Source organism: Shewanella mangrovisoli (genome assembly GCF_019457635.1).
In the GTDB taxonomy this organism is placed as follows: domain Bacteria; phylum Pseudomonadota; class Gammaproteobacteria; order Enterobacterales; family Shewanellaceae; genus Shewanella; species Shewanella mangrovisoli.
Genome location: NZ_CP080412.1, coordinates 3,135,022 through 3,158,710, shown reverse-complemented (window position 1 = coordinate 3,158,710; position 23,689 = coordinate 3,135,022). Strand labels below are relative to the sequence as shown.

17 protein-coding genes are annotated in these 23,689 nt (G+C 50.0%); 9 read left to right on the top strand and 8 right to left on the bottom strand.

Features of this window, described 5'->3' with window-relative positions; genetic code table 11:
• The first annotated feature begins 84 nt into the window (after positions 1-84).
• The 4 genes from mmsB (at position 85) to K0H60_RS13920 (ending at position 4,307) form a co-directional block, all read left to right on the top strand.
• On the top strand, positions 85-987 hold the full coding sequence (gene mmsB, locus K0H60_RS13935; RefSeq protein ID WP_047539148.1) for a 3-hydroxyisobutyrate dehydrogenase: 903 nt from the start codon (positions 85-87) through the stop codon (positions 985-987).
• 19 nt (positions 988-1,006) lie between these two features.
• Entirely contained in the window at positions 1,007-1,765 is a 759-nt protein-coding gene (locus K0H60_RS13930) for an SDR family oxidoreductase (protein ID WP_220056100.1), read from the top strand.
• Positions 1,766-1,972: 207 nt separating this feature from the next.
• Entirely contained in the window at positions 1,973-2,215 is a 243-nt protein-coding gene (locus tag K0H60_RS13925) for a hypothetical protein (protein WP_011717644.1), read from the top strand.
• A 58-nt stretch (positions 2,216-2,273) separates the two neighbouring features.
• Entirely contained in the window at positions 2,274-4,307 is a 2,034-nt protein-coding gene (locus tag K0H60_RS13920) for a S9 family peptidase (RefSeq protein WP_220056099.1), read from the top strand.
• A 102-nt stretch (positions 4,308-4,409) separates the two neighbouring features.
• On the opposite strand, the gene K0H60_RS13915 is transcribed toward K0H60_RS13920, so the two are convergent.
• Positions 4,410-4,799: a MerR family DNA-binding protein gene (locus K0H60_RS13915; RefSeq protein ID WP_011717642.1), complete on the bottom strand. Its 390-nt coding sequence runs from the start codon at positions 4,797-4,799 to the stop codon at positions 4,410-4,412.
• A gap of 137 nt (positions 4,800-4,936) precedes the next feature.
• Here K0H60_RS13915 and K0H60_RS13910 point away from each other — a divergent pair, with 137 nt between their 5' ends.
• Together K0H60_RS13910 and K0H60_RS13905 are read left to right on the top strand one after the other, a co-directional pair.
• Positions 4,937-7,198, top strand: coding sequence for a heavy metal translocating P-type ATPase (locus K0H60_RS13910; RefSeq protein ID WP_220056098.1), 2,262 nt, complete (start codon positions 4,937-4,939; stop codon positions 7,196-7,198).
• Positions 7,199-7,687: 489 nt separating this feature from the next.
• Positions 7,688-9,280, top strand: a complete 1,593-nt coding sequence (locus K0H60_RS13905) for an ABC-F family ATPase (protein ID WP_220058173.1) — start codon at positions 7,688-7,690, stop codon at positions 9,278-9,280.
• 146 nt (positions 9,281-9,426) lie between these two features.
• On the opposite strand, the gene K0H60_RS13900 is transcribed toward K0H60_RS13905, so the two are convergent.
• The 7 genes from K0H60_RS13900 to K0H60_RS13870 form a co-directional block, all read right to left on the bottom strand.
• Positions 9,427-10,323, bottom strand: a complete 897-nt coding sequence (locus tag K0H60_RS13900) for a DMT family transporter (protein WP_220056097.1) — start codon at positions 10,321-10,323, stop codon at positions 9,427-9,429.
• A gap of 176 nt (positions 10,324-10,499) precedes the next feature.
• Positions 10,500-13,190: an FAD-binding oxidoreductase gene (locus tag K0H60_RS13895; protein ID WP_220056096.1), complete on the bottom strand. Its 2,691-nt coding sequence runs from the start codon at positions 13,188-13,190 to the stop codon at positions 10,500-10,502.
• Between the two features lie 60 nt (positions 13,191-13,250).
• Entirely contained in the window at positions 13,251-14,270 is a 1,020-nt protein-coding gene (locus tag K0H60_RS13890) for a sensor domain-containing diguanylate cyclase (protein WP_220056095.1), read from the bottom strand.
• A gap of 332 nt (positions 14,271-14,602) precedes the next feature.
• Positions 14,603-14,980, bottom strand: coding sequence for a DP-EP family protein (locus K0H60_RS13885; RefSeq protein WP_011626667.1), 378 nt, complete (start codon positions 14,978-14,980; stop codon positions 14,603-14,605).
• Positions 14,981-15,000: 20 nt separating this feature from the next.
• A complete protein-coding gene (locus tag K0H60_RS13880; RefSeq protein ID WP_220056094.1) occupies positions 15,001-18,228 on the bottom strand; it encodes an nSTAND1 domain-containing NTPase in 3,228 nt (1,075 codons plus the stop codon).
• A gap of 419 nt (positions 18,229-18,647) precedes the next feature.
• A complete protein-coding gene (locus K0H60_RS13875) occupies positions 18,648-19,979 on the bottom strand; it encodes a DUF4785 domain-containing protein (RefSeq protein ID WP_220056093.1) in 1,332 nt (443 codons plus the stop codon).
• 10 nt (positions 19,980-19,989) lie between these two features.
• Positions 19,990-20,847 carry a lipase family protein gene (locus tag K0H60_RS13870; protein ID WP_088210687.1) on the bottom strand — a complete coding sequence of 286 codons (858 nt, stop codon included), beginning with the start codon at positions 20,845-20,847 and terminating at the stop codon, positions 19,990-19,992.
• A gap of 498 nt (positions 20,848-21,345) precedes the next feature.
• Between K0H60_RS13870 and K0H60_RS13865 the strand changes: the two genes are divergently transcribed.
• The 3 genes from K0H60_RS13865 to K0H60_RS13855 all read left to right on the top strand — a co-directional run bounded on the left by K0H60_RS13865 (position 21,346) and on the right by K0H60_RS13855 (position 23,616).
• Positions 21,346-21,693, top strand: a complete 348-nt coding sequence (locus K0H60_RS13865) for a hypothetical protein (protein WP_220058172.1) — start codon at positions 21,346-21,348, stop codon at positions 21,691-21,693.
• 211 nt (positions 21,694-21,904) lie between these two features.
• The gene (locus tag K0H60_RS13860) at positions 21,905-22,603 is read left to right on the top strand and encodes a TetR/AcrR family transcriptional regulator (protein ID WP_220056092.1); all 699 of its coding nucleotides are present in this window, start codon (positions 21,905-21,907) and stop codon (positions 22,601-22,603) included.
• Positions 22,603-23,616: an HlyD family secretion protein gene (locus K0H60_RS13855; protein ID WP_220056091.1), complete on the top strand. Its 1,014-nt coding sequence runs from the start codon at positions 22,603-22,605 to the stop codon at positions 23,614-23,616. Before K0H60_RS13860 ends, K0H60_RS13855 begins: the two co-directional genes overlap by 1 nt.
• Positions 23,617-23,689 lie beyond the last annotated feature (73 nt).

Below are 23,689 nucleotides of genomic sequence, written 5' to 3'. Positions count from 1 at the left end.
TAAAGCGAGTGCTTTACCTGCCATTTTTGTCTGGAATAACAACTATCTGGAATTATAAAAACACCAGAACACAGGAGTGATGGCATGAGTACAGTAGCATTTATCGGTTTAGGTAATATGGGCGGCCCAATGGCGGCCAATTTATTAAAAGCGGGCATGACGGTACGTGTCTTCGACTTAGTGCCAGCCGCCATGCAAGCCTTGGCCGACCAAGGCGCCTTAGTGTCGAGCACGGCATGCGGCGCAGCGGCGGGAGCCAATGTGGTGATCACTATGCTGCCCGCGGGCAAGCATGTCCGAAACTTATACTTAGGCAATGGTAGCGAGAAAGGCCTACTCGACGTTGTCGCTGGCGATACCTTGCTGATTGATTGCTCGACCATTGATGCCCAAAGCGCCCAATTGGTGGCGGCCGAAGCGGCTAAGAGTGGTATCGAATTTATCGATGCGCCAGTATCGGGTGGTACCGCGGGCGCGGCGGCGGGCACCTTGACCTTTATCTGTGGTGGCTCGGATATCGCCTTCGAACGTGCGCAACCTGTGCTCAATGCCATGGGCAAGAATATCTTCCATGCGGGCGGCGCTGGTGCCGGTCAGGTCGCTAAAATCTGCAACAACATGCTGCTATCTGTGTTGATGGTGGGTACTTCTGAGGCATTGCAAATGGGGATTGACCATGGTCTCGATCCTAAAGTGCTGTCGGACATTATGAAGGTCAGTAGCGGCGGTAACTGGACCTTAGAGAAGTACAATCCTTGCCCGGGCGTAATGGAGAATGTGCCTTCTTCTAAGGGCTATCAGGGCGGCTTTATGGTAGATTTGATGGTTAAAGATCTCGGCCTCTCTCAAGAAGCAGCATTATTGAGCAATTCGAGTACACCCATGGGCTCACTCGCGCGCAGCTTGTATGTGAATCATGCAAGACAAGGCAATGGTCGTCGAGACTTCTCCAGTATTTTTGAACAATTTGCACCACTTAAAAAATAGATAAACAAGGGATAACCAGATGGATTTAAAAGATAAGGTTGTCGTCATCACTGGCGGCGCGGGTGGTTTAGGCTTAGCAATGGCGCACAATTTTGCGCAGGCGGGCGCTAAGTTGGCGCTGATCGATGTAGATCAAGAGAAACTCGAGCGCGCCTGTGCCGATTTAGGCTCAGCCACCGAAGTCCAAGGTTATGCGTTAGATATTACCGACGAAGAAGATGTGGTCGCAGGTTTTGCTTACATATTGGAAGATTTCGGTCAAATCAACGTATTAGTGAATAATGCCGGCATCCTGCGCGATGGCATGTTAGTCAAAGCGAAAGACGGCAAAGTGACTGACCGTATGTCATTCGACCAATTCCAATCGGTGATCAATGTTAACCTGACTGGCACCTTCCTCTGTGGCCGTGAGGCAGCTGCGGCGATGATCGAATCGGGTCAAGCTGGGGTGATTGTCAACATTTCTAGCCTCGCCAAAGCGGGTAACGTCGGCCAATCTAACTACGCAGCCTCTAAAGCGGGTGTGGCGGCCATGTCTGTGGGCTGGGCAAAAGAGTTAGCCCGTTACAATATCCGTAGCGCAGCGGTAGCACCTGGGGTGATTGCAACTGAAATGACGGCAGCGATGAAGCCAGAAGCGCTTGAGCGTTTAGAGAAGCTCGTGCCCGTTGGTCGTTTAGGCCAAGCGGAGGAGATAGCTTCTACCGTACGCTTTATCATTGAAAACGATTATGTAAATGGTCGTGTCTTTGAAGTGGATGGCGGTATCCGTCTGTAATATGGTATCTTATTGATATTAAACAAAACCGAGCATTTGCTCGGTTTTTTATTGGGTAAAGATTTGTGTGTGGCGGACGATTTTCGCGCCGCACAACGGTGGATCGGAGTTGACATTTACTGGCTATCCTTCAACAATCGCACTCCACTTTTTTTACATAACTTTACAAATAGGGTTGACATTATAGTGATGGAGTTGATTATCTGAATGTCATGGCAGGATAAGGCCCTTTGGCTTGAAAAAATCACTAAGCGCATGATGTTAATCGTCGGTGTCTTAGGTGTCATAGTGATCTACGGCGGCTTCTTCTTTCTTCTCTTCACAGGTCGTTCGGTCGAGGTGATCCCGTGGTTTTTTCTGCTATCGCCTTGGATTTGTATTTACTTTGGTCTCACGCAAGTGCAGCAGGCCAATGTCATCAAGTGGTTTATCAAAAAAGTAAAAAAATAAGCCCGCAAAGGGCAGTGGCATATTTCGGTTTGTTTAGTTGGCAAACTTGGGGAATACAATGGGGTTAGGACGCTATTTACCGTATCTGCTGAGTGCAGTTTTGCTGCTGGGCGGGTGTGAGCGTACGGATACACAGGATTTACCCGCCAAGGAAAATGGCGATATTAAAGTGGCACCCTATGGCAGCTGGCAATCACCCTTGTCTGCGGCCGAGGTGTTTGAACAGGCCGATGATATTGCCGAGCTGCAAAGCGTTGGCGACGCGATTTATTTTGCCGAATCCAGTGGCAGTGCACAGGGCAAAGTTGGCATTAAACGCCTCGATGGCCTTGGCAAAGTGACCGAAGTGGTTCCCCCCGATTTTAATGTCAGATCTACCGTGCATGAGTATGGCGGCGCCGCATTCTTAGGCATAGGTCAGAGCTTGTTTGCTACCAAATTGCAGGATCAGCTGTTTTATCGTTTCGCCCCGAATCAACCGCCATTGCCGTTAACTCCCAATGGCACCCGCCATGCCGATTGTGTCGCGTACCCCAAGGGCTCACGGATTATTTGTGTGCGTGAAGACCACCGTCAGGGCGGCGAACCTAAAGCCAGCCTAGTGACCATCAATCTTAACTTTGCCGGTGAAGGCGATACCTTCGTCACTGGCCATGACTTTATTGCTTCCCCCACAATTTCCCCCGATAACACGCAATTGGCGTGGATCACTTGGGAACATCCCTATATGCCTTGGGATAACAGCGTGCTTTGGCTTGGGGATCTTGATCGTAAGGGCCAGTTAAAAAATATTCGTAAGGTGAATACGCCCAAAGATTCTTCGGTGACTCAGCCCTTATTCGGCCCCGATGGCAACTTATATGTGGTGTCCGATCTCAGTAACTGGTGGAACATTTACCGCGTGACGCCACAACAAACTTTAGTGCCAGTGCTGAGTAAAAATGCCGAGTTTGCCGTGCCCGATTGGCGCTTAGGCAATCATAACTACGCCTTCGAAAATGCCTCGACCTTGATAGCCAGCTATGTCGAAGGTAATCGAGCGGCATTGCTGCGAATGCACTTAGATTCGGGATTGACTGAATCACTTGCCGTTGATTTTGCTGAGATTACTCAGGTGGTGAAGGGCGAAGATGGGGTTTATTTTGTCGGCGCTAAGGCGACACCAGAGAAGGGCATTTATCGAGTTGTCGGCCGTGGCACTGAGTTAGTCTATGCCCCTGCGCTGCCGAATCTTGACCCGAATTACGTGTCGCGGGCGAAAAATATCGCCTTCGCGACGGGTAAAAATCAGCAGGCCTATGGTTATTTTTATGGTCCGGTGAATCCCAATTACATCGCGCCCCACGACACCAGGCCGCCGCTTATCGTGATGTTACACGGCGGGCCGACGGCGCGCGCTTCACTTGCCTATCGCAGTGAGATCCAATTCTGGACCAGCCGTGGCTTTGCCGTGTTGGATTTAAACTTCCGTGGCAGCAGTGGTTTTGGCCGCGCCTATCGCCAGAGCCTGTATGGCAAATGGGGGGAAAGCGATGTGGAAGATGCGGTCAATGCGGCCAAGTATTTAGTGGCTAAGGGCTGGGTCGATGCCAATAAACTGGCGATTCGCGGGATCAGCGCTGGCGGTTTAACCGTCATGTCCTCCTTGGCGTTTTATGATGTGTTTCAAGCGGGGGTGAGCTACGAGGGGATCAGCGATTTTGAGCAGCTCGCTAAGGGTACGCATAAGTTTGAATCTGGCTATTTAGATCAGCTTATTGGCCCTTATCCCGAGATGAAGCAACGCTATCGCGAGTTATCGCCACTCAATCACTTAGATGGCTTGAATGAACCCCTGCTGATTTTCCAAGGCTTGAGAAACAAGATAGTGCCAACGGCGCAGTCGCGACAAATTTATGAGGCGCTCAAAGCCAAAGGCGTGCCGACGGCCTATATCGACTATGGTGATGATTCCGACGAGGGGCGAACGCCTGAGCATAAAGCCGCCGGTTTAGAAACCGAGTTAGCCTTTTATGGCCAAGTGTTTCACTTTACTCCAGCGGGTAAATTACCCATATTCGCCCTCGATAATGTGATGGCGCTGAAGCAGTAAAGCCTTGGCGTTTAGACCTCAGAGTTCGCGATAACCCCATAAAAAAGCCTGCATCCAAGCAGGCTTTTTTATGGCTGCGTGTTAATGCAGAGAATTAAGCATTTAGTGTTGGTGATTAAGGCTATCAATAATCGCGCAGTGGGGTTGCTCGCCACCCTGGCACTCGCTGACCATTTGCTGTAACTGGCTGCGCAGATTCTGCAATTTACCAATTTGCTCCTCGACATAGGCCAAATGGTTGCGGGTGAGTTGCTTCACATCTTCGGCATTGCGGCTATCGTTATTGCGAAGGCCAAGCAGGAGTTTGCAATCCTCGAGGCTAAAACCTAAGTCGCGGCACTGGTGCACAAATTTCAGCGATTCGATATCCCGATGGCGATACACCCTGTATCCCGCCTCGTTACGCTCGCCGCAGACAAGGCCGATATCGTGGTAATAGCGTATGCTTTTGACGCTTAACCCTGTGTGCTTCGCGACTTCACCAATTTTCATACTGACCTCGGTTCTTATCTGTTCTAAAGACTCGTGCAGACAAGTGTGATACTTGCCACAAAAACACCCTTGACTCTCCCGTGATGGGAGACTTTATCTTAATCCTATAGCGGTTAAGTTCAAGTGAGGGATCTTCCATGTCGCAGATAAAACTCTATGTTGCCACCATGAATTGTGCAGGCTGTGTGGCCAAAATTGAAAAGGCTTTTGCGGCCGAGCCGAATGTGAGTGCCCGTATCAATCTCGCCGATAAACAAGTGACAGTGGATGGCAAGATGAGCAGCGATGCGGCGCTGGCAGTGATGGATAAGGCGGGCTATCCCGCCCAGTTGATTGTGGACGCAAAGGCGGCCGCAGAGGAAAAACGGGTCGAAGATGCGGCTGAGTATCGCCTGCGGATGCGTCAGGCTATCGCCGCGCTTGCTGTCGGTATCCCTATGATGTTATGGGGATTACTGGGCGGCGAAATGATGATTAATAGCCCTAGCATGCAGCTTGGCTGGGGCATAATGGGCTTAGTTACCCTAGCACTTTTAGTCGGTACAGGGCGCCATTTCTATCAGGGAATGTGGCGCGCGCTTAAAGCCAAAACCACCAATATGGATACCTTAATCGTGTTAGGTACCAGCACGGCATGGCTCTATTCCATGCTGGTGGTGCTTATCCCGAGTGCGTTTCCCATGGACACTCGCCACGTGTACTTCGAGGCGAGCGTGATGATTTTAGGCTTAATTAACTTAGGCCACGCCCTCGAACTCAAAGCTCGGGGCAAGACCAGCGAAGCGGTGCAGAGTTTGCTCGGCCTGCAATCTTCTACCGCGATTCGTATTGGTGACAATGGCGATGAAGAGGTGGAAATCGATCAGCTCAAACTAGGGGATAAACTCAGACTTCGACCCGGCGACAGGGTCGCACTCGATGGCGTGGTGGAGTCCGGCCAGTCATTACTCGATGAGGCCATGCTGACGGGCGAACCTATTCCTGTGCCTAAGCATGTTGGCGATAATCTCAGTGCGGGAACTGTCAATGGTAACGGCAGTTTAGTCTACCGAGTGACCGCTGGGCAGCAGGATACGCGCCTTGCCAAAATCATCGCACTGGTGCAGGAGGCGCAAACCTCAAAGATGCCGATTGGCCGTCTGGCCGATAAAATTTCGGCGGTATTTGTGCCAACCGTTGTGGTCATCGCCTTACTCGCGGCGGCGATTTGGTATCTTGTTGGGCCAGAACCCGCGCTCAGTCATGCACTTGTAGTGCTCACCAGCGTGCTGATCATCGCCTGTCCCTGCGCCTTAGGATTAGCGACACCTATGTCTATCATGGTGTCCGTTGGCCGCGCCGCTCAAATGGGCGTATTGGTTAAAAATGGTGAAGCACTGCAAAGCGCCAGCAAGGTCGATTGTGTGGTGTTGGATAAAACCGGCACAGTGACTCAGGGTAAACCCCAAGTGACCGGTATCCACTGGGTTGAGGGCAATGGACAAGCGCTCAGTGATGAAGACAAGCGCGCACTGCTTGGCGCTATCGCCAGTCTTGAGCAGCATTCAGAGCATCCGCTGGCCAGCGCAATGGTTAGCTATGTTAAGCAAGCCTCGATTCCATTGCCTGCGACCGAGATTTTTACCAATCATCAAGGTAAGGGCATCGAAGGGCGAGTCGATGGCGCCGACTTTTTAGTGGGTAATCAAGCTTTAATGGCGGCATTTGATGTGCAGTCAGGGAAGGGCGTGACAGGCAGCCACTCAGGCTTTGCGGTAGAAGCCGCCACACAATTTGCCAAACAGGGTAAGACGGCGATTTATGTCGCCAAGGCGGGCAAGTTAGTGGCCACTATCGCCATTGCCGATCCGATCAAGGCCGACGCTAAAGAAGCCATTAGCGCCATCCGCTCACAGGGGATTCGCGTAGTGCTGCTGACTGGCGATAATCCGCAAACGGCGCAGGCGGTGGCAGCTCAAGTGGGCATAGAGGAAGTGATAGCGGGCGTGTTACCCGAGCAAAAACAGCAGCATATTAAAGCCTTACAACAGCAAGGCCATGTGGTTGCCATGGTGGGGGACGGTATCAACGATGCGCCTGCCTTGATGAGCGCCGATGTGGGGATCGCCATGGGATCGGGCACTGAGGTGGCGATCGAAAGCGCTGATATGACTCTGCTGTCCCAGCAGCTGATAGTGATTGCTAACTTATTGGCACTTTCCCGCGCGACCATTCGCAATATTAAGCAAAACCTGTTTGGGGCCTTTATCTACAACAGTTTCGGTATTCCTGTGGCGGCGGGCGTCTTGTATCCACTCACGGGGATGTTGTTAAGCCCAGTGATTGCCGGGGCGGCGATGGCGCTGTCTTCCCTAACTGTGGTCACCAATGCGAATCGGCTAAGACAGCAAAAGTTATAACGCTTGCGCTCGCATGAGTGATAACACTTTGCCTCGTTAAATCGTGAGGCAGTAAGTAAGCACTCCCGATACAGCCCGCATTTTGCGGGCTGTATTGTTTGAACATAAATCTCAGCCTCAGTCCCCGCCCAAACTCAAGCACATACCTCAGCCCTCAGCCCAAACGTTACATTCGACTCGCTAATCACTTGAGTGGATTCATCCTGCTGTCATCCAATTCTATTAGCTTGAATCATTCGGTAAAAATGTTGCTGAAATAAGCCGTTAGCTTAGGTTAATGCCAGCACTTAAATAAGCCTTCTAGCCCGTTATTTTGCTTGACGATTCGCGGCTAAGTAGGCCTTTTTAGTTGATAATTTAGCCCAAACTGCTATAGTGCCACGTTTATTTTTACCCCCTCAGGTTAGACAACTTGGCTTTTGCAAATAGGTTTATACTTAGTTGCCTTGCCAGACGTCCGGCCAACCTAACTCGATTTGGAAGTTCGTACTGATCACTACAGCGAATATCACCATGCAGTTTGGCTCTAAGCCACTGTTTGAAAACATCTCAGTTAAATTCGGCGGCGGTAACCGTTACGGTCTTATCGGTGCGAACGGCTGCGGTAAATCAACCTTCATGAAGATCCTTTGCGGTGATCTAGAGCCGAGCAGCGGTAACGTATCCTTAGACGTCAACGAGCGTCTGGGTAAGTTAAGCCAGAACCAATTCGGTTATGAGGAATTCACCCTTATCGACACAGTGATCATGGGTCACCGTGAACTGTGGAAGGTGAAGCAAGAGCGTGACCGTATTTATTCTCTGCCAGAAATGAGCGAAGAAGACGGCATTGCCGTGGCAAACCTTGAGATGGAATTTGCCGAAATGGACGGTTACACCGCCGAATCTCGCGCCGGTGAACTCTTGCTTGGTGTCGGTATTGGTATCGAAAGCCATTTCGGTCTGATGTCTGAAATCGCTCCAGGTTTAAAACTGCGGGTGTTATTGGCGCAGGCGCTGTTCTCAGATCCAGACGTACTGCTGCTCGACGAACCTACCAACAACTTGGACATCGACACTATCCGCTGGTTACAGGACGTACTGAACCAACGCGACAGCACCATGATCATCATTTCGCACGACCGTTACTTCTTAAACTCAGTCTGTACCCATATGGCAGACTTGAACTACGGTGAACTGCGCGTTTACCCAGGTAACTACGACGAATACATGCAAGCGGCCTCTCAGGCCCGTGAGCGTCTGCTGGCCGACAACGCCAAGAAGAAAGCGCAAATCTCTGAGCTGCAAACCTTCGTGGCGCGCTTCTCTGCGAACGCTTCTAAGGCAAAACAAGCGACTTCGCGCGCGCGTCAAATCGATAAGATCAAGCTGGAAGAAGTTAAAGCCTCTAGCCGTGTTAACCCATTCATTCGTTTCGATCAGGAAAAGAAACTGTTCCGTAACGCATTAGTGGTTGAAAACTTAGCCAAAGGTTACGACACGCCGCTGTTTAAAGATTTGAACCTTATCGTTGAAGTGGGTGAGCGTATCGCCATCCTCGGTGAGAACGGTGTGGGTAAAACGACCTTACTGCGTACCTTAATCCATGATATTCCACAGGATGAAGGTCTGATCCAGTGGTCTGAAAACAGCAACATCGGCTACTACGCGCAGGACCATGAGTCAGATTTCGAAAACGACATGACCCTCTTCGAGTGGATGAGCCAATGGCGTAAACCAGAGGACGACGACCAAGCGGTACGCGGTATTTTAGGCCGTATGCTGTTTAGCGCCGACGACATCAAAAAGTCAGTTAAAGTGCTGTCGGGTGGTGAAAAGGGTCGTATGTTATTTGGTAAGCTCATCATGCAAAAGCCAAATATCCTGATGCTCGACGAACCAACCAACCACATGGATATGGAATCGATCGAATCATTAAACAACGCGCTGGAAAAATACGAAGGCACCTTGTTGTTTGTGAGCCACGACCGCGCATTCGTATCGTCACTGGCCAACCGTATCCTTGAAATCACTCCGAACGGCGTGAATGACTTCAAGGGCACCTACGATGAGTTCCTCGTGAGCAAAGGCATTGAAGGCTAATTAATTGTTTTAAATAGCCTTAAGTGATCAGATAAAAAACGCCGCTTATTAGCGGCGTTTTTGTTGCTGAGGTTTGAATTGTGCGCTTAACTTTGCGTTTAACTTCACCTTTAACTATGCGCTTAGCTTTGTGTTTAACTGGGCGCTTAAGTCGGGCAACCCTTCAAGGTTTTGCTGGCCGAGTGGCGCTGGCTTAAGTAGCCCTGTGCCATGCCCGCCAACATAATCAGCGATACCCCCAGCATTTGCTGCGTTGTGAGCGCCTCATCAAATAACCACCAAGCGAGTGCGACCACCACCACAGGTTCGACGTAGGAGAGGGTGCCATAGGTGACCGAAGGCAGTTGTGCGAGGGCTTTTACCGCAAACAGAATGGCTAAAAAGCCCGGAAAGAAGCCAATCGCCAGCAGCCAAGCAAATTGATCCAGACTCGGTACTAAGGGTGTCGTTAACACTAAGGGCAGTAAACAGAGGGCGCCGACACTGAGCTGGACTAAGGTGCTTTGATAGGGCGAGGCGGCGCTCGGTTTACGGTTGATTAAGATAAAGCCGCAATAGGTGAGCAATGCGAGCAGGGCATAAAAATACCCCATAATTTCATTGTCGTAGAGTGACTGACTCGAGGTCACGGGCAGCATCAGCATAAAACCCATCAAGGCGAGCACCACTGTGGCGATGCTGGATCGCTTAAGCCTCTCGTGAAACACAAAATGGGCAAAGAGTGACGCCAGTACAGGGGCGAGATAGATAATCATGATCACCGTTGCCATTTGGGTGTATTCAATGGCCTCGATATAAAAAGCCATAAATCCCGCCAACATAGCGCCATTGACCAAGGTGCGCTTGCTCGGTTTGTGGCGAATTTGCCGTCCTTTACCTGTTAACAGCATATAGGCCATTAAAAACAGCGCGCCGAGTAGCAGGCGGTAAAAGGTAATATGTTCGGCGGGCAGGGCGGCAAAACGGGCGAATACGCCAATGGTGCCCATTAGGCTCGCGGCCAGCAGGGCAAGCACTATGGCCAGTGCGGGTGGCGGTGTCATGTATCACCTTTAATGCAAATAATTCAACGACGAAGGAAGCTGAGTTTGCCTTAAAAATGCCGCCTAGGCGAGCGCTATTGCGAACGCCGTGTTGGCGTGGTGTTGCAAAGATGCTGACCGCCCCACACCAGCAGAGATTGATGAGTTGACTGCGCTAGCGAGCCATCAATCCTCTGCTACACAATGGATTTGCGCGAGCGAAAATGATTTAAGGGATCTTGGCAATAACTGGCCTTAACCTGCTGCAACATTTGATAATTTTGCCCAAAGTAGCGTGCGGTCGGGATGGTATTGTCCTTAAAGCTGATAAAGGCGCCTGAGCTATTGGCAATGCTGGCATCGCGGCAGGTGTCTATCCAGTCGAGCGCCTTATTCACTCGGGGATAGACGGAGTTAACCTGCATTAAGGCTTGCTCTTGGAGTTCGCTGTTCCACCATGCCTGATACTGAATAATGTAGGCCTGCTCCTTGTAGGGGAAGGCGCTCTGGCTTTTTTGCACTTCACCAAGTGTGCGATAAAAATCACCGGCAATGGCGCTTAGGGTGACATAGGTAAACAAGCCTAATTGCCGATTGCCATCAATCAGTTGAGATGAGGTGAGGCTGTCGATAAGCGCGATATACCCCTGTTTTAGCCCCTGTGCATGGGCCAAGCGCGATGTCACCCTATGGGGCGCGGGCTTGAGCAAATCCTGCGAATGTTGGCGCTGATTTTTATACAGCTGTATATCCGTATCATTAAGCAGTTCGGCCATTCTATGGTTTAAGACGGGTTGTAAATCCCGAATCGCCTCACGGTTCCAGCTCTCCATCAATTCATCGCCATAGGATTGGCTTAAGCCGCCCATGGCCGCCATTTGCACTCTTTTGGGTTTTAAGCCGACCTCACTAAACTGGGTCTTGATAAAGTGTGCAAGGCTCGCAGGATTCCCCTCCCAATAGCCGTACATAATGCAGTTATGTTTAGCCTCTTGGGGATCCTGCACGCCAGTGTTTAATGGCGGTTTTACCCCTGGCAATACGGTGGGTTTGGCTTGGATTTTAAGGTTGGTGCCCAGCAAACAAGGCAGATTATCGGCCAGAATAATCTGCTCCCAACGCTCCAATAATCTTAAGGTCGGGGTGGTTTCTCGTAGCTGTTGGCTATCCTGCTGATACGGGTTCCATTCCAGTTCAAATTTCAGCAGGCTTGGGGGCAGGGCAAAGGTTTGAATAAAAAAACGAGTGACAATACCGTAGCTTAAACCTCCTCCGCCCTTCAGCGCCCAGAGGAGTTCGGGCTTATTGGCCGCCGACACCACTTGGGTTTCACCTACGCCCAACACGATTTCTGCCTGCACTAAGCTCTCGCAGCACATGCCGTATTTACGGCACCAAGGTCCCCAGCCGCCGCCCATAATAAAGCCCGCTAAGGCATGGGAGGCGCTGGTGCTGTGGGGCAACATTAAGCCCTTTTGCGCCAGATAACTGGTTAAGGCTCGCATAGTGCAACCTGGCCCAACGGCGACGATGCCGCTGATGGGATCGAGTTCGATGCTGTTCATCAAGGATAGGTCGATCACTATGCTATTGGTCTCGCCACTTTCCCCTTCGTGATCATGGCCGCTGGAACGCACACTAATGGCTAAGTGATAATCGACCGCCGTCTTGTAGACCAGCTTGACCTCTTGGCTGGTGCGGCATTTGATGATGGCGAGGGGCCTTTTTTGCAAGCGGCGATTAAACAGTTGGCAGGCGTTTTCGTAGGCCAGCATCTGTTGTCCCGTGCTTACCCAAAAATCCTGCTCGGCATAATACTGGCCATCGGTAATGATGTTATCGCTGGCAATATGGCTGCGTACTTCGTTAATAAAGCGCATAAAATGCTTGGCTTGGCGGGTGACCACATTTTCGCTGATACGGATCTCGGCCGTTAATCGGTTCGAATTTGATTGGCTGATAAAGCAATCAAATTCCAGCTCATTACTTAGCTGTAAATCAATCTGTGAACGATGGGGAGTGAGGGACTTTAAAATATCAAATCTCAGTTTGATATCGGTACTTTCTTTGGCTTGATAGTTCGCCTTGTAAATAAAGTGCGGCCAGTTATCACTGCTGGATTCAATCATATAAGCGCAGCGTTCATGGGCGGGGATAATACTCGGTAGCTGCTTGTTAAAATTATTGCTGTTTAAGTTCTGCTTACTAAAATTATATTCGGTATCATTAAAAATAATCAGCATGACTTCCTGCCTTGCCAATTGAGCTGGCATTAAGTTGAGAGTCTGCTTTGAATGTTGTTTGGGATAAATATATAAGTTGCTGTCAATCAGCGCCGCTTGCTGCTGTGGATGTAAATAACAATCTAAAATTTCAGTATCTGTTAAACAGGTTTCAATCAAATTAATATTAACGATTTCTCCATCGAAAGTCGCAGCAGTCTGTTTTTCGGTTTTTAATTTAGCCTCATCCGTTAAGGGCGTTGTATGCTGCTGTAAATGGATTTGAGCGCCATCGATAAAACAGCTTAATTCATGGTATTGATAAGTGATGGATAATAAATGCCAATAACCATCATTTAAGCCGCCTAAGGTGGATATAGTGTCAATCTGTAATAACTGGCTGTTTACTCGAATATCGATATGCCCAAGTGGCGTTATTTGTAGCGTAAAGCAGGGATTATTGGCTTGGTCGCAATATTGAAATACCGTCCCGCCCTGTTGAGTGTTAACCCAAGCTTGGAAGGTAAACACATCTAGGGTCTGACTGAGAGAAAATGGCGTTAAGGAAAGTGAATTCATCGAAGCTGCTGTCTCTTGACCCTGTGCTTGAGCCACAGTGTTAGTCGAGGTATCCGAAGTGTTATGGGGTGTATTCGGCGTTTTCATGGGCAACATCCTTGTTTAATTTCATTCCCTTACAATTGCTTACGCTGCAATCGCTACTGCCTACAGTGAGGCGTTTATCCGATCACGACCATCGGCCTTGGCGCGGTAAAGCGCGGTATCGGCGGCGCACACCATGGCGAGTGAAGTACGGAACTGGCCATTAACTTCACTGGCAATCCCTTGGCTGGCACTTACCGAGACATAATCCCTAAGCCCTTGGTCAGTAAAGCGAATATTATTAATCCCTTGCTGAATTTTTTGCGCTATGGTCAGTGCCATTTTTGCATTGTGATTAGGCAGGATCAGCGCAAACTCTTCGCCGCCGTAACGGGCCGCAAGACCGATGTCGATAGGCACAATATTGGCGATTACTTTGGCGATTTTTCTAAGGCATTCATCACCTTGGATATGACCGAACTGGTCATTAAACACCTTAAAATAATCCACATCGATAATGACTACGCTGATAGGGCGCAGCTTAGCGGTACATTCTTCCCATTGCTGTTGCAGCATTTCATCAAAATAGCGACGGTTCGCCAGTTGGGTGAGGGAGTCGGTGGCGGCCAATTTACGCAGCTTGAGGTTTTCCGCCTTATGCTGAGTTAAATCGTGCATCACCATCACAAACACGGGTTCATGGCTGGGAATATAAGAGATAGACAATTCAACATCTTTGGCCTTGCCAGAGGCGCAGATCAGCGTGGTTTCCTGCGCAGGGTGCTGCACGGGGTGACCACAATTAGTGCCTAGTTGCACATCATGGCTCAGGAGATTGTCGTAGCGCGCTTGATGATGTTCGGTCAAAAAATTGCGCCAGTCTTGGCCCTTTAAACTCGCCAGCGGGCAATCGAGCAGCTCGGCACTACGTTGATTGCACGAACGGATAAAGCCGTTGGCATTCACTAGGATCACTGGCTCGGTTAAATGTTGAATAAAGAGCTCAATGGTCTCGAGGGAAGAATGCTCGAAAAAGTTCAGCTGTAGCTCGGCAGCCTTTGCATGCTGAGTTGCGGCCAATGCAGCATCATCGACAATGGATAAGGCGGGTTGTTGACGTGCCAGTTTCGGTGAGTTTGTCATTGTTATCTTTCTCCGTGAACTTTAATCATCTGCGCTAGGCGCTTTTCTGAGGATGACTTTATTCTGGTGGAAGAAAAGATACCTTCTGCTTACCTTCTGGTTTAACTTATTGTTTATAAATGAATAAAAAATTAGCTTCCGAATAGTTTAGGGCAATCTTCACGTCGATTCGCTGCGATTTATGTCGTATGAAGGGGAAATAATGCGCAAATTTGCGAAGCAGAATTGGTTAAAAAGGGGGGACGAATTGACACTCAGGCGTTTAGCTGTGGCAAGCAGAGGGGGCAGGAAGGGGGAAAAGGGGACTGCTAGGCAGTCCCTTTCAACAAAGATTAGTTTTCTGGACGGTTAATAATTTGTGGGTCAGGGCTTAATACCAGCAGAGTATTGGCTGTGTTGCTCAGTACAAATTGGAACTTAGTGGTGCCTGGCGTTCTATCGAGGTCAACAAGTTGCACTAACAAACCATCGCTGCTAATGGTCACTGCATCGATAACTTCATCGAATGGAGTCACAAAACCCACACCGACAAATTTTAAACCTTTACCAGTTTGATCATTGAGCAAATAGGTCACAGTGCTAGCTTGGGTGATGGTGACATCACCTGGGCACTGCTCGCCGCTGGCATCGGTATAGATAAATACAGGTTCACCATTTTCTAGGGTGACGTTTACTTTAATAAACTGAGCGGATCCTTGTGGTACTAACATATAAATTTCCTTTCTTTTGATTAAAATGCTGTATTAGTTATATGAGATTCTAATAATAATTTTTTTAAGTGTTCATCATTGACAACTTCACCGAGGCAGTCAAGTGATTTTATATAAGTAACCGTGAAGTTTGGTGATTTATCCTTTTTGAGTATTGGATAAATTAAACTTTTCGTAGTATTACATAACTCAATCTTTGTTTTTTCATCTTGAACAGTTTTTGCTTCTAATAATATGCTTTCAGCTAAACTTGATGTGAAGTTTGTGCTTTGGTTGAACTTTTTTGATATTTTCTGGAATTTATTTTTTGCCTCAGATGCATAATATCTGCTTTCAGTAGTCAGTCCTTGTCGCTGTAAGTGTTTTGCTGACGCCAGAAAATAACTTGCGTAAATCTCATCTTTTTTTGTTGATGAATTTAATTTGACATCAGAATCAAGTAAATTCTTTAAGTTAGACACATCACTTGAAACAGCATTTGAGAGTGCAAGTAGATTAAATTGCAAAGTGTATTTTTGTCTGATCCATATATCATTCCCAGGGTCCTGCTCTAATGCTCTTGTAATCGCTTCTAATCCAAGTTGAGCTTGACGTAGAGATAAGTCGATTTGGTTTTGATAATCATATAACTCACTTAGAATTTGATGGCTCGCTGACAGCCTATCTAATATATATGGTTGTTTAATATTTTTTCCTAACTCTTGTTGAAGTTGAATATGAATATTTATCGCCGATAGCAAATCCCCTTGTGAGAGTGCTGCACTTGCTAACCAAGAGCGAGTATCGGCCACATCGGCAATCAGTTGGCTATCTTCGGGGGCTTTGGCCAGTGCCAAGAGCTTTAATCGTAATGATTCCTCAAAATCTTGCTGTGCTTTAGTAAAGTCCTGTTGCTTCATCGACACTGAGCCCAAGGTGTTATGGGCATAGGATAGTTCCATCAGCGCATCTTTATCCTCGGGCGCTAGGGTGTACATGGTTTGGCTATAGGCTAAGTACTGCTCGAAGAAGGGGCGAGATGCCGCCCAATCTTTCACATCATATTTAAGCTGACCCAACCAGAAGGCGTTGGCGCCTAAGGTTTTTAGCAGGGCTAAGTTTTCTGGCTGCAATTCGAGCAGCGGTAGCATTTTTTCCTGTGCGGCGAGTAGGGCGCTGCGGGCTTCATCGATTTTATTACGTGAATAGGCGACTTCGCCCATGGCCTCTAAGGTTTGTCCATGCTGGAAGCGGGCATCGAAGCTTAAGTACTTCTCATCGTCTTGGCTGGAGAAATCTGTGAAATATTCCAATGCCTTATTGCTGATGCCGTCGAGTAAGTCCATTCGGCCGATGCCGCGCATCTTATCGGCGAAGTCACCCACCATAAACCCGAGCAGATCTTCGGCGGCGAGGCGTTTTTGCTGGGCCAGCTTTTCGGCTTCGATACTGCGAACGCTCATAATGACTGAGGTTAAGGTGAGTACGCACAGCAGGGCGACGGTAACGCGCCTCGTCCAGCGCAGCATAGTGGCGCGTTTGCTGGAGGCGGCAATAAAGTCGGTTTCCCGCTCGTCTAAGTCAAATAAGGGGTTTTGCCTAAGGCTTTGGGCCTCTTTTAAGGGTTTACCCTCGGCCAGCAAATAGGCGCTGTGTTTGGCTTCGCTGAGCCAGCGCTGGGATAAATGCTGTAGTCGGCTCTTAATGCTAAGGCTGTCGTTATGTTCGCTGATCCACGCCGTCGCCCTTGGCCAGCGGCGCAGCAGGGCTTCGTGGGCGATGCTAAAACAGGGCTCACCATTTTGCAGATGGGACACAAATAAGCGGCTGTCGACCATGGCTTGCACTAGGGCGGTTTCGGCCGCGCTTTGCAACTGCGACCAGCGGGCGGTGCGGCTGGTGATGGATTTTTCATCCTCACGCAGGGTGACTAACAGGGATAAAATCCGTGGCAGACTGGCTTTTTCGGCCTCGGTTAAATGGGAGATGGCCTGCTCGGCATTTTTACCAATAGCGCCTTCGATACCGCCCAAGGTGCGATATACAGAGACCAATAGCTTGTCGTCGTCGCTGCGTTGTAAGTACAGCGCCTGCAAGGTGTATTGCAGCATAGGCAGCGCATCTGGGTTGCTGGCGGCATCGCTACAGAGCATTTCATCCAGCGGCATGGCGGTGTCGCTATCGATTTCCCAAGTTAAATTGGCGGCAACGGCTGGCAGGCGGATCATCTGCAACAGCTCGGTGCGAGTGGGCGGCGCTAAGTCGAAATGGGCGCCGCGGGCTTTGCCTGCCATCAGGCTGGGGTAATTGACTAGCAGCGGATAAAAATCGTTGCGACAGGCACTTAGAATCAACACTGCATGGGAAGTGGCAAGACGCTCTAACAGCTCGATAAAGGCGCTGCGCTCGGCATCGCTAAACAGCGGCGATGATAATAAGACCTCTAATCTGTCGATAAATAAGGCAAAGCGTGGTGTAGCATAAGTCTGATTTTTAAGGCTTTGTTTACATATATCGACAATGCTCTGCGGATCTTGTTCAAGCTTGGCGGCAAGCGTATCGGCGCTCATTCCCTCAAAGACTGGGGTGTCGTTTAGCTCCCAGTCGAGCATGGCACTGGCCAGTACGGTGAGCAGTTGTCCCTTGCTAACATCGGCAAAATCGAGGCTGCTGTAGGCCACAACCCCAACGCCATTAAAGCCATTGGCGGCCATGAGGTTAGGCAAAACACCGGCATTAATTAAGGAGGATTTACCGCTGCCACTCGGGCCCAAAATTAAGCAGAAGGCGCGGCCAAACTGGATTTGTTGGCTAATGCGATTCAGCAGCGTGCTAATTTGCTCGCTGCGGCCGAAGAATACGTCGGCATAGTTGGCGCTGTAGGCTTGCAGGCCCGGAAACGGCGAGCCGCCTTGCCAAGTCTGTGGCGTGGCGCTGGCCTCGTGGCCAACGGGAAAGCGAACCTCGGCTAAGGTGCGATAGCCACGTTTGCGAATGGTCTCAATGTAACGGGATTCGGTGGCGCTATCGCCAAGTGCGCGACGTAACTGGTTGATAATCTTGTGCAGTGGATTGTCGCCCGTGTCGACCCCTGGCCAGCAATGGCTAACAATTTCGTCGCTGCTGACCACTTCACCGGCGTTTTGGCAGAGAAACAACAACACATCCATCGCCTTAGGTTCAAGTTGTTTAACTTGTTTACCAAGGAGCAGGCTGTTGGCGCTGGGATTGACTTGCCATTCACCAAAAAAAAATGTGCTGTCACTCATAGGATTTCCATTGCTTGAGCATCGACTAAGGCGGGGGAATCGCGGTGCCATTAGCCATTGTTATTTTTATAGGTAGCGCGTGTTGTACATTGAGTGTCATCAATTCGCATGACGTCAAAACATTGACATTATGCCTAGACACTTTGTTATTTAAAAGGAATAACCTTCGGTAATCAATGTAAATTTTATATCGTCATTGTGACGATATTGCGTCCTGTGGCACCTGCTTTATCACTCATTTGTGATCTCGCGCGGCATTTTGGAAACCTTTGTTAGAAATTTGTCTTGTGCTTTTCTGTCTGGCTTTAACTGAGGCTGATTGCATTAAGCTAAAAAAAAGAGTGCCCGGGTGGGCACTCAAAACGGTTGGGAAGGGAGATGTGAAAAATGAAAAATGAATTAGCGGCTAAACACAGTCGTTAGCGGCTAAGTACCAGTGCGTTGGCCTGAAAACTTAACCGCGCCATTTGCCCTTGGTCTTGCAGCTCAAGCTCGTTGAGTTCAAAGGGCGGTTGCAGACCCGAGGCTTGGATAAGTGTTGGGTCAAACATCAGCTTGAGTTTGGGGGATTCGGGCGTTAACCAAGTCGCCGCTTGGGTGCGCATAATCGCCACTTTTTGGCCTTCGGTATTGGTGCCCGTGAGCACGCCACTTAAACCAAAGCGTCCCGCCTCGGCGACATTTAGCTCAAAGTTGACTTGATTAGGTACGCCTTTGTCCCACACGGTCAATACTTCTGGCTTGATGCTGGCCGAGTTCACATAGGACTTAAAGGCGGTTTTCACCGTGCGCTGCACTGGGCGGCCATCGACCTGGGTCTGGACTGTGACTTCGATTTCACTCAGCCCCGCATTGCTGCTGGCAAGGGGCAAGTCTGCGGGCACTAAAGCCTGCCATTCATCCCCCTGTTTCACCATGGCCAGCGCTTGCTCTGTGCCATCGGCTTGTTTGAGTTTGGCCTGAGGCGCAAATTGATTATCGCTTTGGCTTAAGGCGAGTTTTACCCCAACCGCTTGGGCATCGGCCGCAATTGCGCTGGGTGCCTTGATGCTCAGTTGATAGGGCGAGCCTTTTTCCTTCACGTTGACCAGATAGTTGGCCTTAGCGACCAAGGGCTGGCTGACTTGTAGGCGATATTCTCCGGCCGTGGCCTTGTCAGACATTTGCAGCGCGCTGGAATCATCGGCGAGTCCCGCGCTGGCTAAGGCGTCGGCGCTCACCAGCGATTTAACTAAAGATTCTGTTGCTTGCGGGCTGCTGGCGTTTTTCCCCTGCGGCGTTTGGCCTATCCGCTGAATTTGCACTCGCTCGGGGGCAACGGCATCGGCATGCATTAAGGCGCCTGTGCTGACATCGCCGCGGGGCGCAATCCGCACTAAGCTGCCCGCTTGGCTTAAGTTAAGCTGCACGCCAGCATTCAGCTCGGCGCCGGTGACATTAAGCCAATACTCATCACTCTGGCTTGCCTGCTCAAGCACGGGCTGACTGGCTTGGTATTCGCCATAGAGTGGGGTGATAAAGCTGACGTAATCGGTACTGGTGTTAATCGGCGCGAGGGTTGGCGCGGCGATATTGGTATCGACAAGATCGCTATCCGTTGGCGCTGATAAGGTTAAGCCCTTGGCATACATTGGGCTGGCTTCTTTTTGTGGCTCAGGCGTGGTCGATTCATCCTGACAGGCACCGAGCAGGCCAGCTAAGATGACCAAGCTGACCGCTTTGCTTAAGGTGCGGAGTGTGAATGGTTGCATAGTTAGCTCCTTAAATATGGTTGCGGATCAGCGTGTCTAAGTTAAAGCAGGCACGGCGACTCTGCTGATGGCTTAGCGGTTCTTGGCCTCGGGTCTTTTGTTTATCGGTAAACCAGACTGTGCCTGCGGCTTTTTGAGAGCTGCAATTTAAGAAGCCGTCGGAGCAGCTATCGAGCCAGTTTTGGGTGGTTTCGAGGGCGACCTGATATTGATAGCCTGCGCAGTAGCTGTCGCTATCCCAAATGGCGGAATCCACATCCGAGCCGACAACTACCTCGAAGGGTTTACCTAAACTCGGGCGACCAGCTGTGCCGTAGAGCAAGGTGTTGTTGTAGTTTGCCATCCAGCCGACTTGCTGCTGTTTGACCGCATTGCTGCCATAACCTAAGAGCCAACCTAGGCTAGTTTCGAACACATTGCCCTGATTGACCGCATCGGCCAGCGGCGTGCCGCCACTCGATGGCGCAAGGGCGATCACTCTGGAGGTGGCGTTGATCACCGCAGGATAACGGCTGTCCCAAGTGGGGTTGGATAAAATCCAGCGCACCACATTGCCGCCATTGGAGTGGGTGAGCAGGATTAAATCATCTATATTCTTCGCTTGAATAAAGCTATTAAGCTGAGTGGCAAGGCAGCCTGCGGCCGTTTCTTCCCACATATATTGGTCGAAGTCACAGTTGATGACAGTGTAATTATTGGGGACGGGGATCCCTTGGCGCACCGAGTTAACAAATTCGGATGTCCAATAGTCGGCTAACGCATTGGTTTGATGCCCCGTTCCGTGGACAAAGGCGATACCTGTTGCAGCAAATACTGCGGGGCTGACAGCTAACAGACCCAAGAGCATTAAGGTGTTTTTTATCTTCATGGGTGTTTCTCATCTTTTTAGTGATTGAGCACGGCCTTGCAGTCCATTGCTAACGGCCATTGAGTGTCGGGTGAATGGCGTTAAGTCGCAGCGTTCGGCATGGCAAGCGTTTGTCAGGTTTAATCAATACGGCGAAACCTTAGGAATGGAAGCCTAAAGCACATCATTACTAGGCTTTAGCATTGGGGGTAAACTGGCCCGACTTCCACTCTGGGTTATTAACCTAGTCGCAACATTTTCTGCTGGCAAGCAAAAATTCACCATACAATTTAATGACATAGCGACAATCTTTTGACTGTGTTTTAATAGGGGAGAGGGACACGCTAATTACTTGATCAGTAAACGCTAATAAAACGCATGACGTATTAAGCTGTTTAAATTTGCCTAAAGCTGTGGGAAATTATTTTTATTAACACTGATAGGCTAATCAGTTTATTGTTCTGTATATCAAGATGTTTACACTTTTAGGAGGCGCTTTTGGCTATTACACAACAGGAAATGAGCCGCTGTTTAACCGAGTTGCATTGTCGCAGCAATTTTTCGGTGAAGAGCATTACCGAATATATGTTGCCGGAAACCAAGGAAGCTTTTTATCTGCATATGGAGGGCAAAACCGCGCAGCTGATTATCCGCCCAGCCTTTGAGGTGTTTTCCAGCGAGTTAGCCACCTTAGCGGGCGTACATGCCAAGTATGACTATTACCACAATGCGGAAATGACGCGTTTTCCCAAGCGCTTACATAAGAGCCTGAACGAAACCCACTACGGATTGGCGTTTAGTTTCGATACCCTTGAAGCTGTGCAGCAATTTATCGCACGTTTAAGCGCCATCGTGAAAGGGGCGTAAGCTGTACAGCCTTGAACCCTGAGCCTTAAGCTCAACTCCTGCGTTGAAGCCGTTAAGTGAGAGGTAAAAGTGGCTTAAGCGGCTGAAACCTCTACCTTAAGCCTTTTAGGTTAAATTCCTCAATTTGAATCAAAATGAGGAATTTAACTGCTGCCTTTTCCAGCAGCTTTTCAGTATATTCATCAATAGATGAATTCTGCTGGAGCTGGTTATGTCGCTCATTCCCAGCCGCCCCCGTGGGGTGGTTCCATTTGCTACCCATGCCGACACCTCCCAGGCGGCAGGCCGCCCTAAGGGCAACTCTGATGCGCGCCAACGGCTGATCGCCGCCGCGGTGACGCTCTTTAGTGAACGCAGTTATCCCACTGTTTCTACCCGTGAAATAGCCCGTGAAGCCGAGGTGGATGCGGCGCTTATCCGCTATTACTTTGGCTCTAAGGCTGGCTTATTCGAGCAGATGGTGCGGGAAACCCTAGAGCCTGTGATTGGGCGTTTACGTGAAATTTCCAGCGCTCAAGCACCCAATGATATAGGTGAACTGATGCAAACCTATTATCGGGTGATGGCACCTAATCCCGGATTACCCCGATTAATAGTACGTGTGTTGCAGGAAGGCGATGGCACCGAGGCCTATCGAATTATGTTGTCGGTGTTTGAGCAAATTCTGTCCCTCTCGCGCCAATGGGTCGAGTCGGCATTAGTGAACGCGGGATTACTCAAAGAAGGCCTCGACCCCAATTTAGTGCGCCTGAGTTTTATCAGTTTGATGGTGTTTCCGCTGATCGCGCCCCCGGTTTTAATGCGTCAGTTTGGCCTGTTTAGTGCCAATGCTGCGGATTTACAACGCTTAGCACAGCACAATATGCAAGTGTTTACCCTGGGCGTATTACGTGAACCTAGGAGTGAATAATGATATTAACCAATAGGTTAACAGTGATGTCGGTTATGGCGCGGCGACTTTCTGTTCAAAGATGGGGCAAGATGTTGGCGAATCTTTTGGGCGCGGCATTGTTGCTGCAATTGACGGCCTGCGGTGATGAATCGCCCCGCGTGCTAGGCACAGTCGAGCGCGACAGGTTAACCCTCACCGCACCCGTGGGGGAGCTGATCAATCGGATTAATGTGGTTGAAGGCCAGCAAGTGCAGGCGGGGGAGGTGTTACTCGAGCTGGATAGCACAGCCGCCAAGGCGCGCCTTGGACAGCGTCAAGCCGAGCTTAAGCAAGCGCAGGCCAAGCTGGAAGAAGCCATGACGGGGGCCCGCTCGGAAGATATAGATAAAGCCCGCGCCGCCCTCGACGGCGCCAATGCCAGCGTGAAAGAGGCGCGGCAGAATTTTGAGCGCACGCAGCGGTTATTTAAGACTAAGGTGCTCAGCCAAGCGGATTTAGATGCGGCGCGCGCGGCGCGTGATACCAGCCTTGCCAAGCAAGCCGAAGCCGAGCAGAGCTTAAGATTGTTGCAAAACGGCACCCGTAGCGAGCAACTCGAGCAGGCCAAAGCCGCAGTTGAGGCGGCCATGGCTGGCGTGGCGCAGGAGCAAAAAGCCTTCAAGGATTTAAGCCTAGTGGCAGCAAGACCCGCAGTAGTGGATACCTTACCTTGGCGGGTGGGCGACAGGGTGGCCGCAGGTAGTCAACTTATTGGTTTATTGGCGATTGAGCATCCCTATGTGCGGGTGTATCTGCCTGCGACTTGGCTCGATAGGGTCAAGGCGGGGAGCAAAGTGAAGATCCTTGTCGATGGCCGCGCGCAGCCTATTGCAGGCACAGTGCGTAATATTCGCAGTCAACCAGCTTACACTCCTTTTTATGCCTTAAATGAACGCGATAGGGCGAGGTTGATGTATCTCACCGATATCGATATTGCGCCAGATGGGCAGGATTTACCCACGGGAATGGCCCTTGAGGTACAGCTGCCATGAGCGCTCAACAGGCTTCAGTAGGGAGATCAGTCGCTGGGACATCAGCGGCAGAAACATTAAGCGCGGCTTCTGA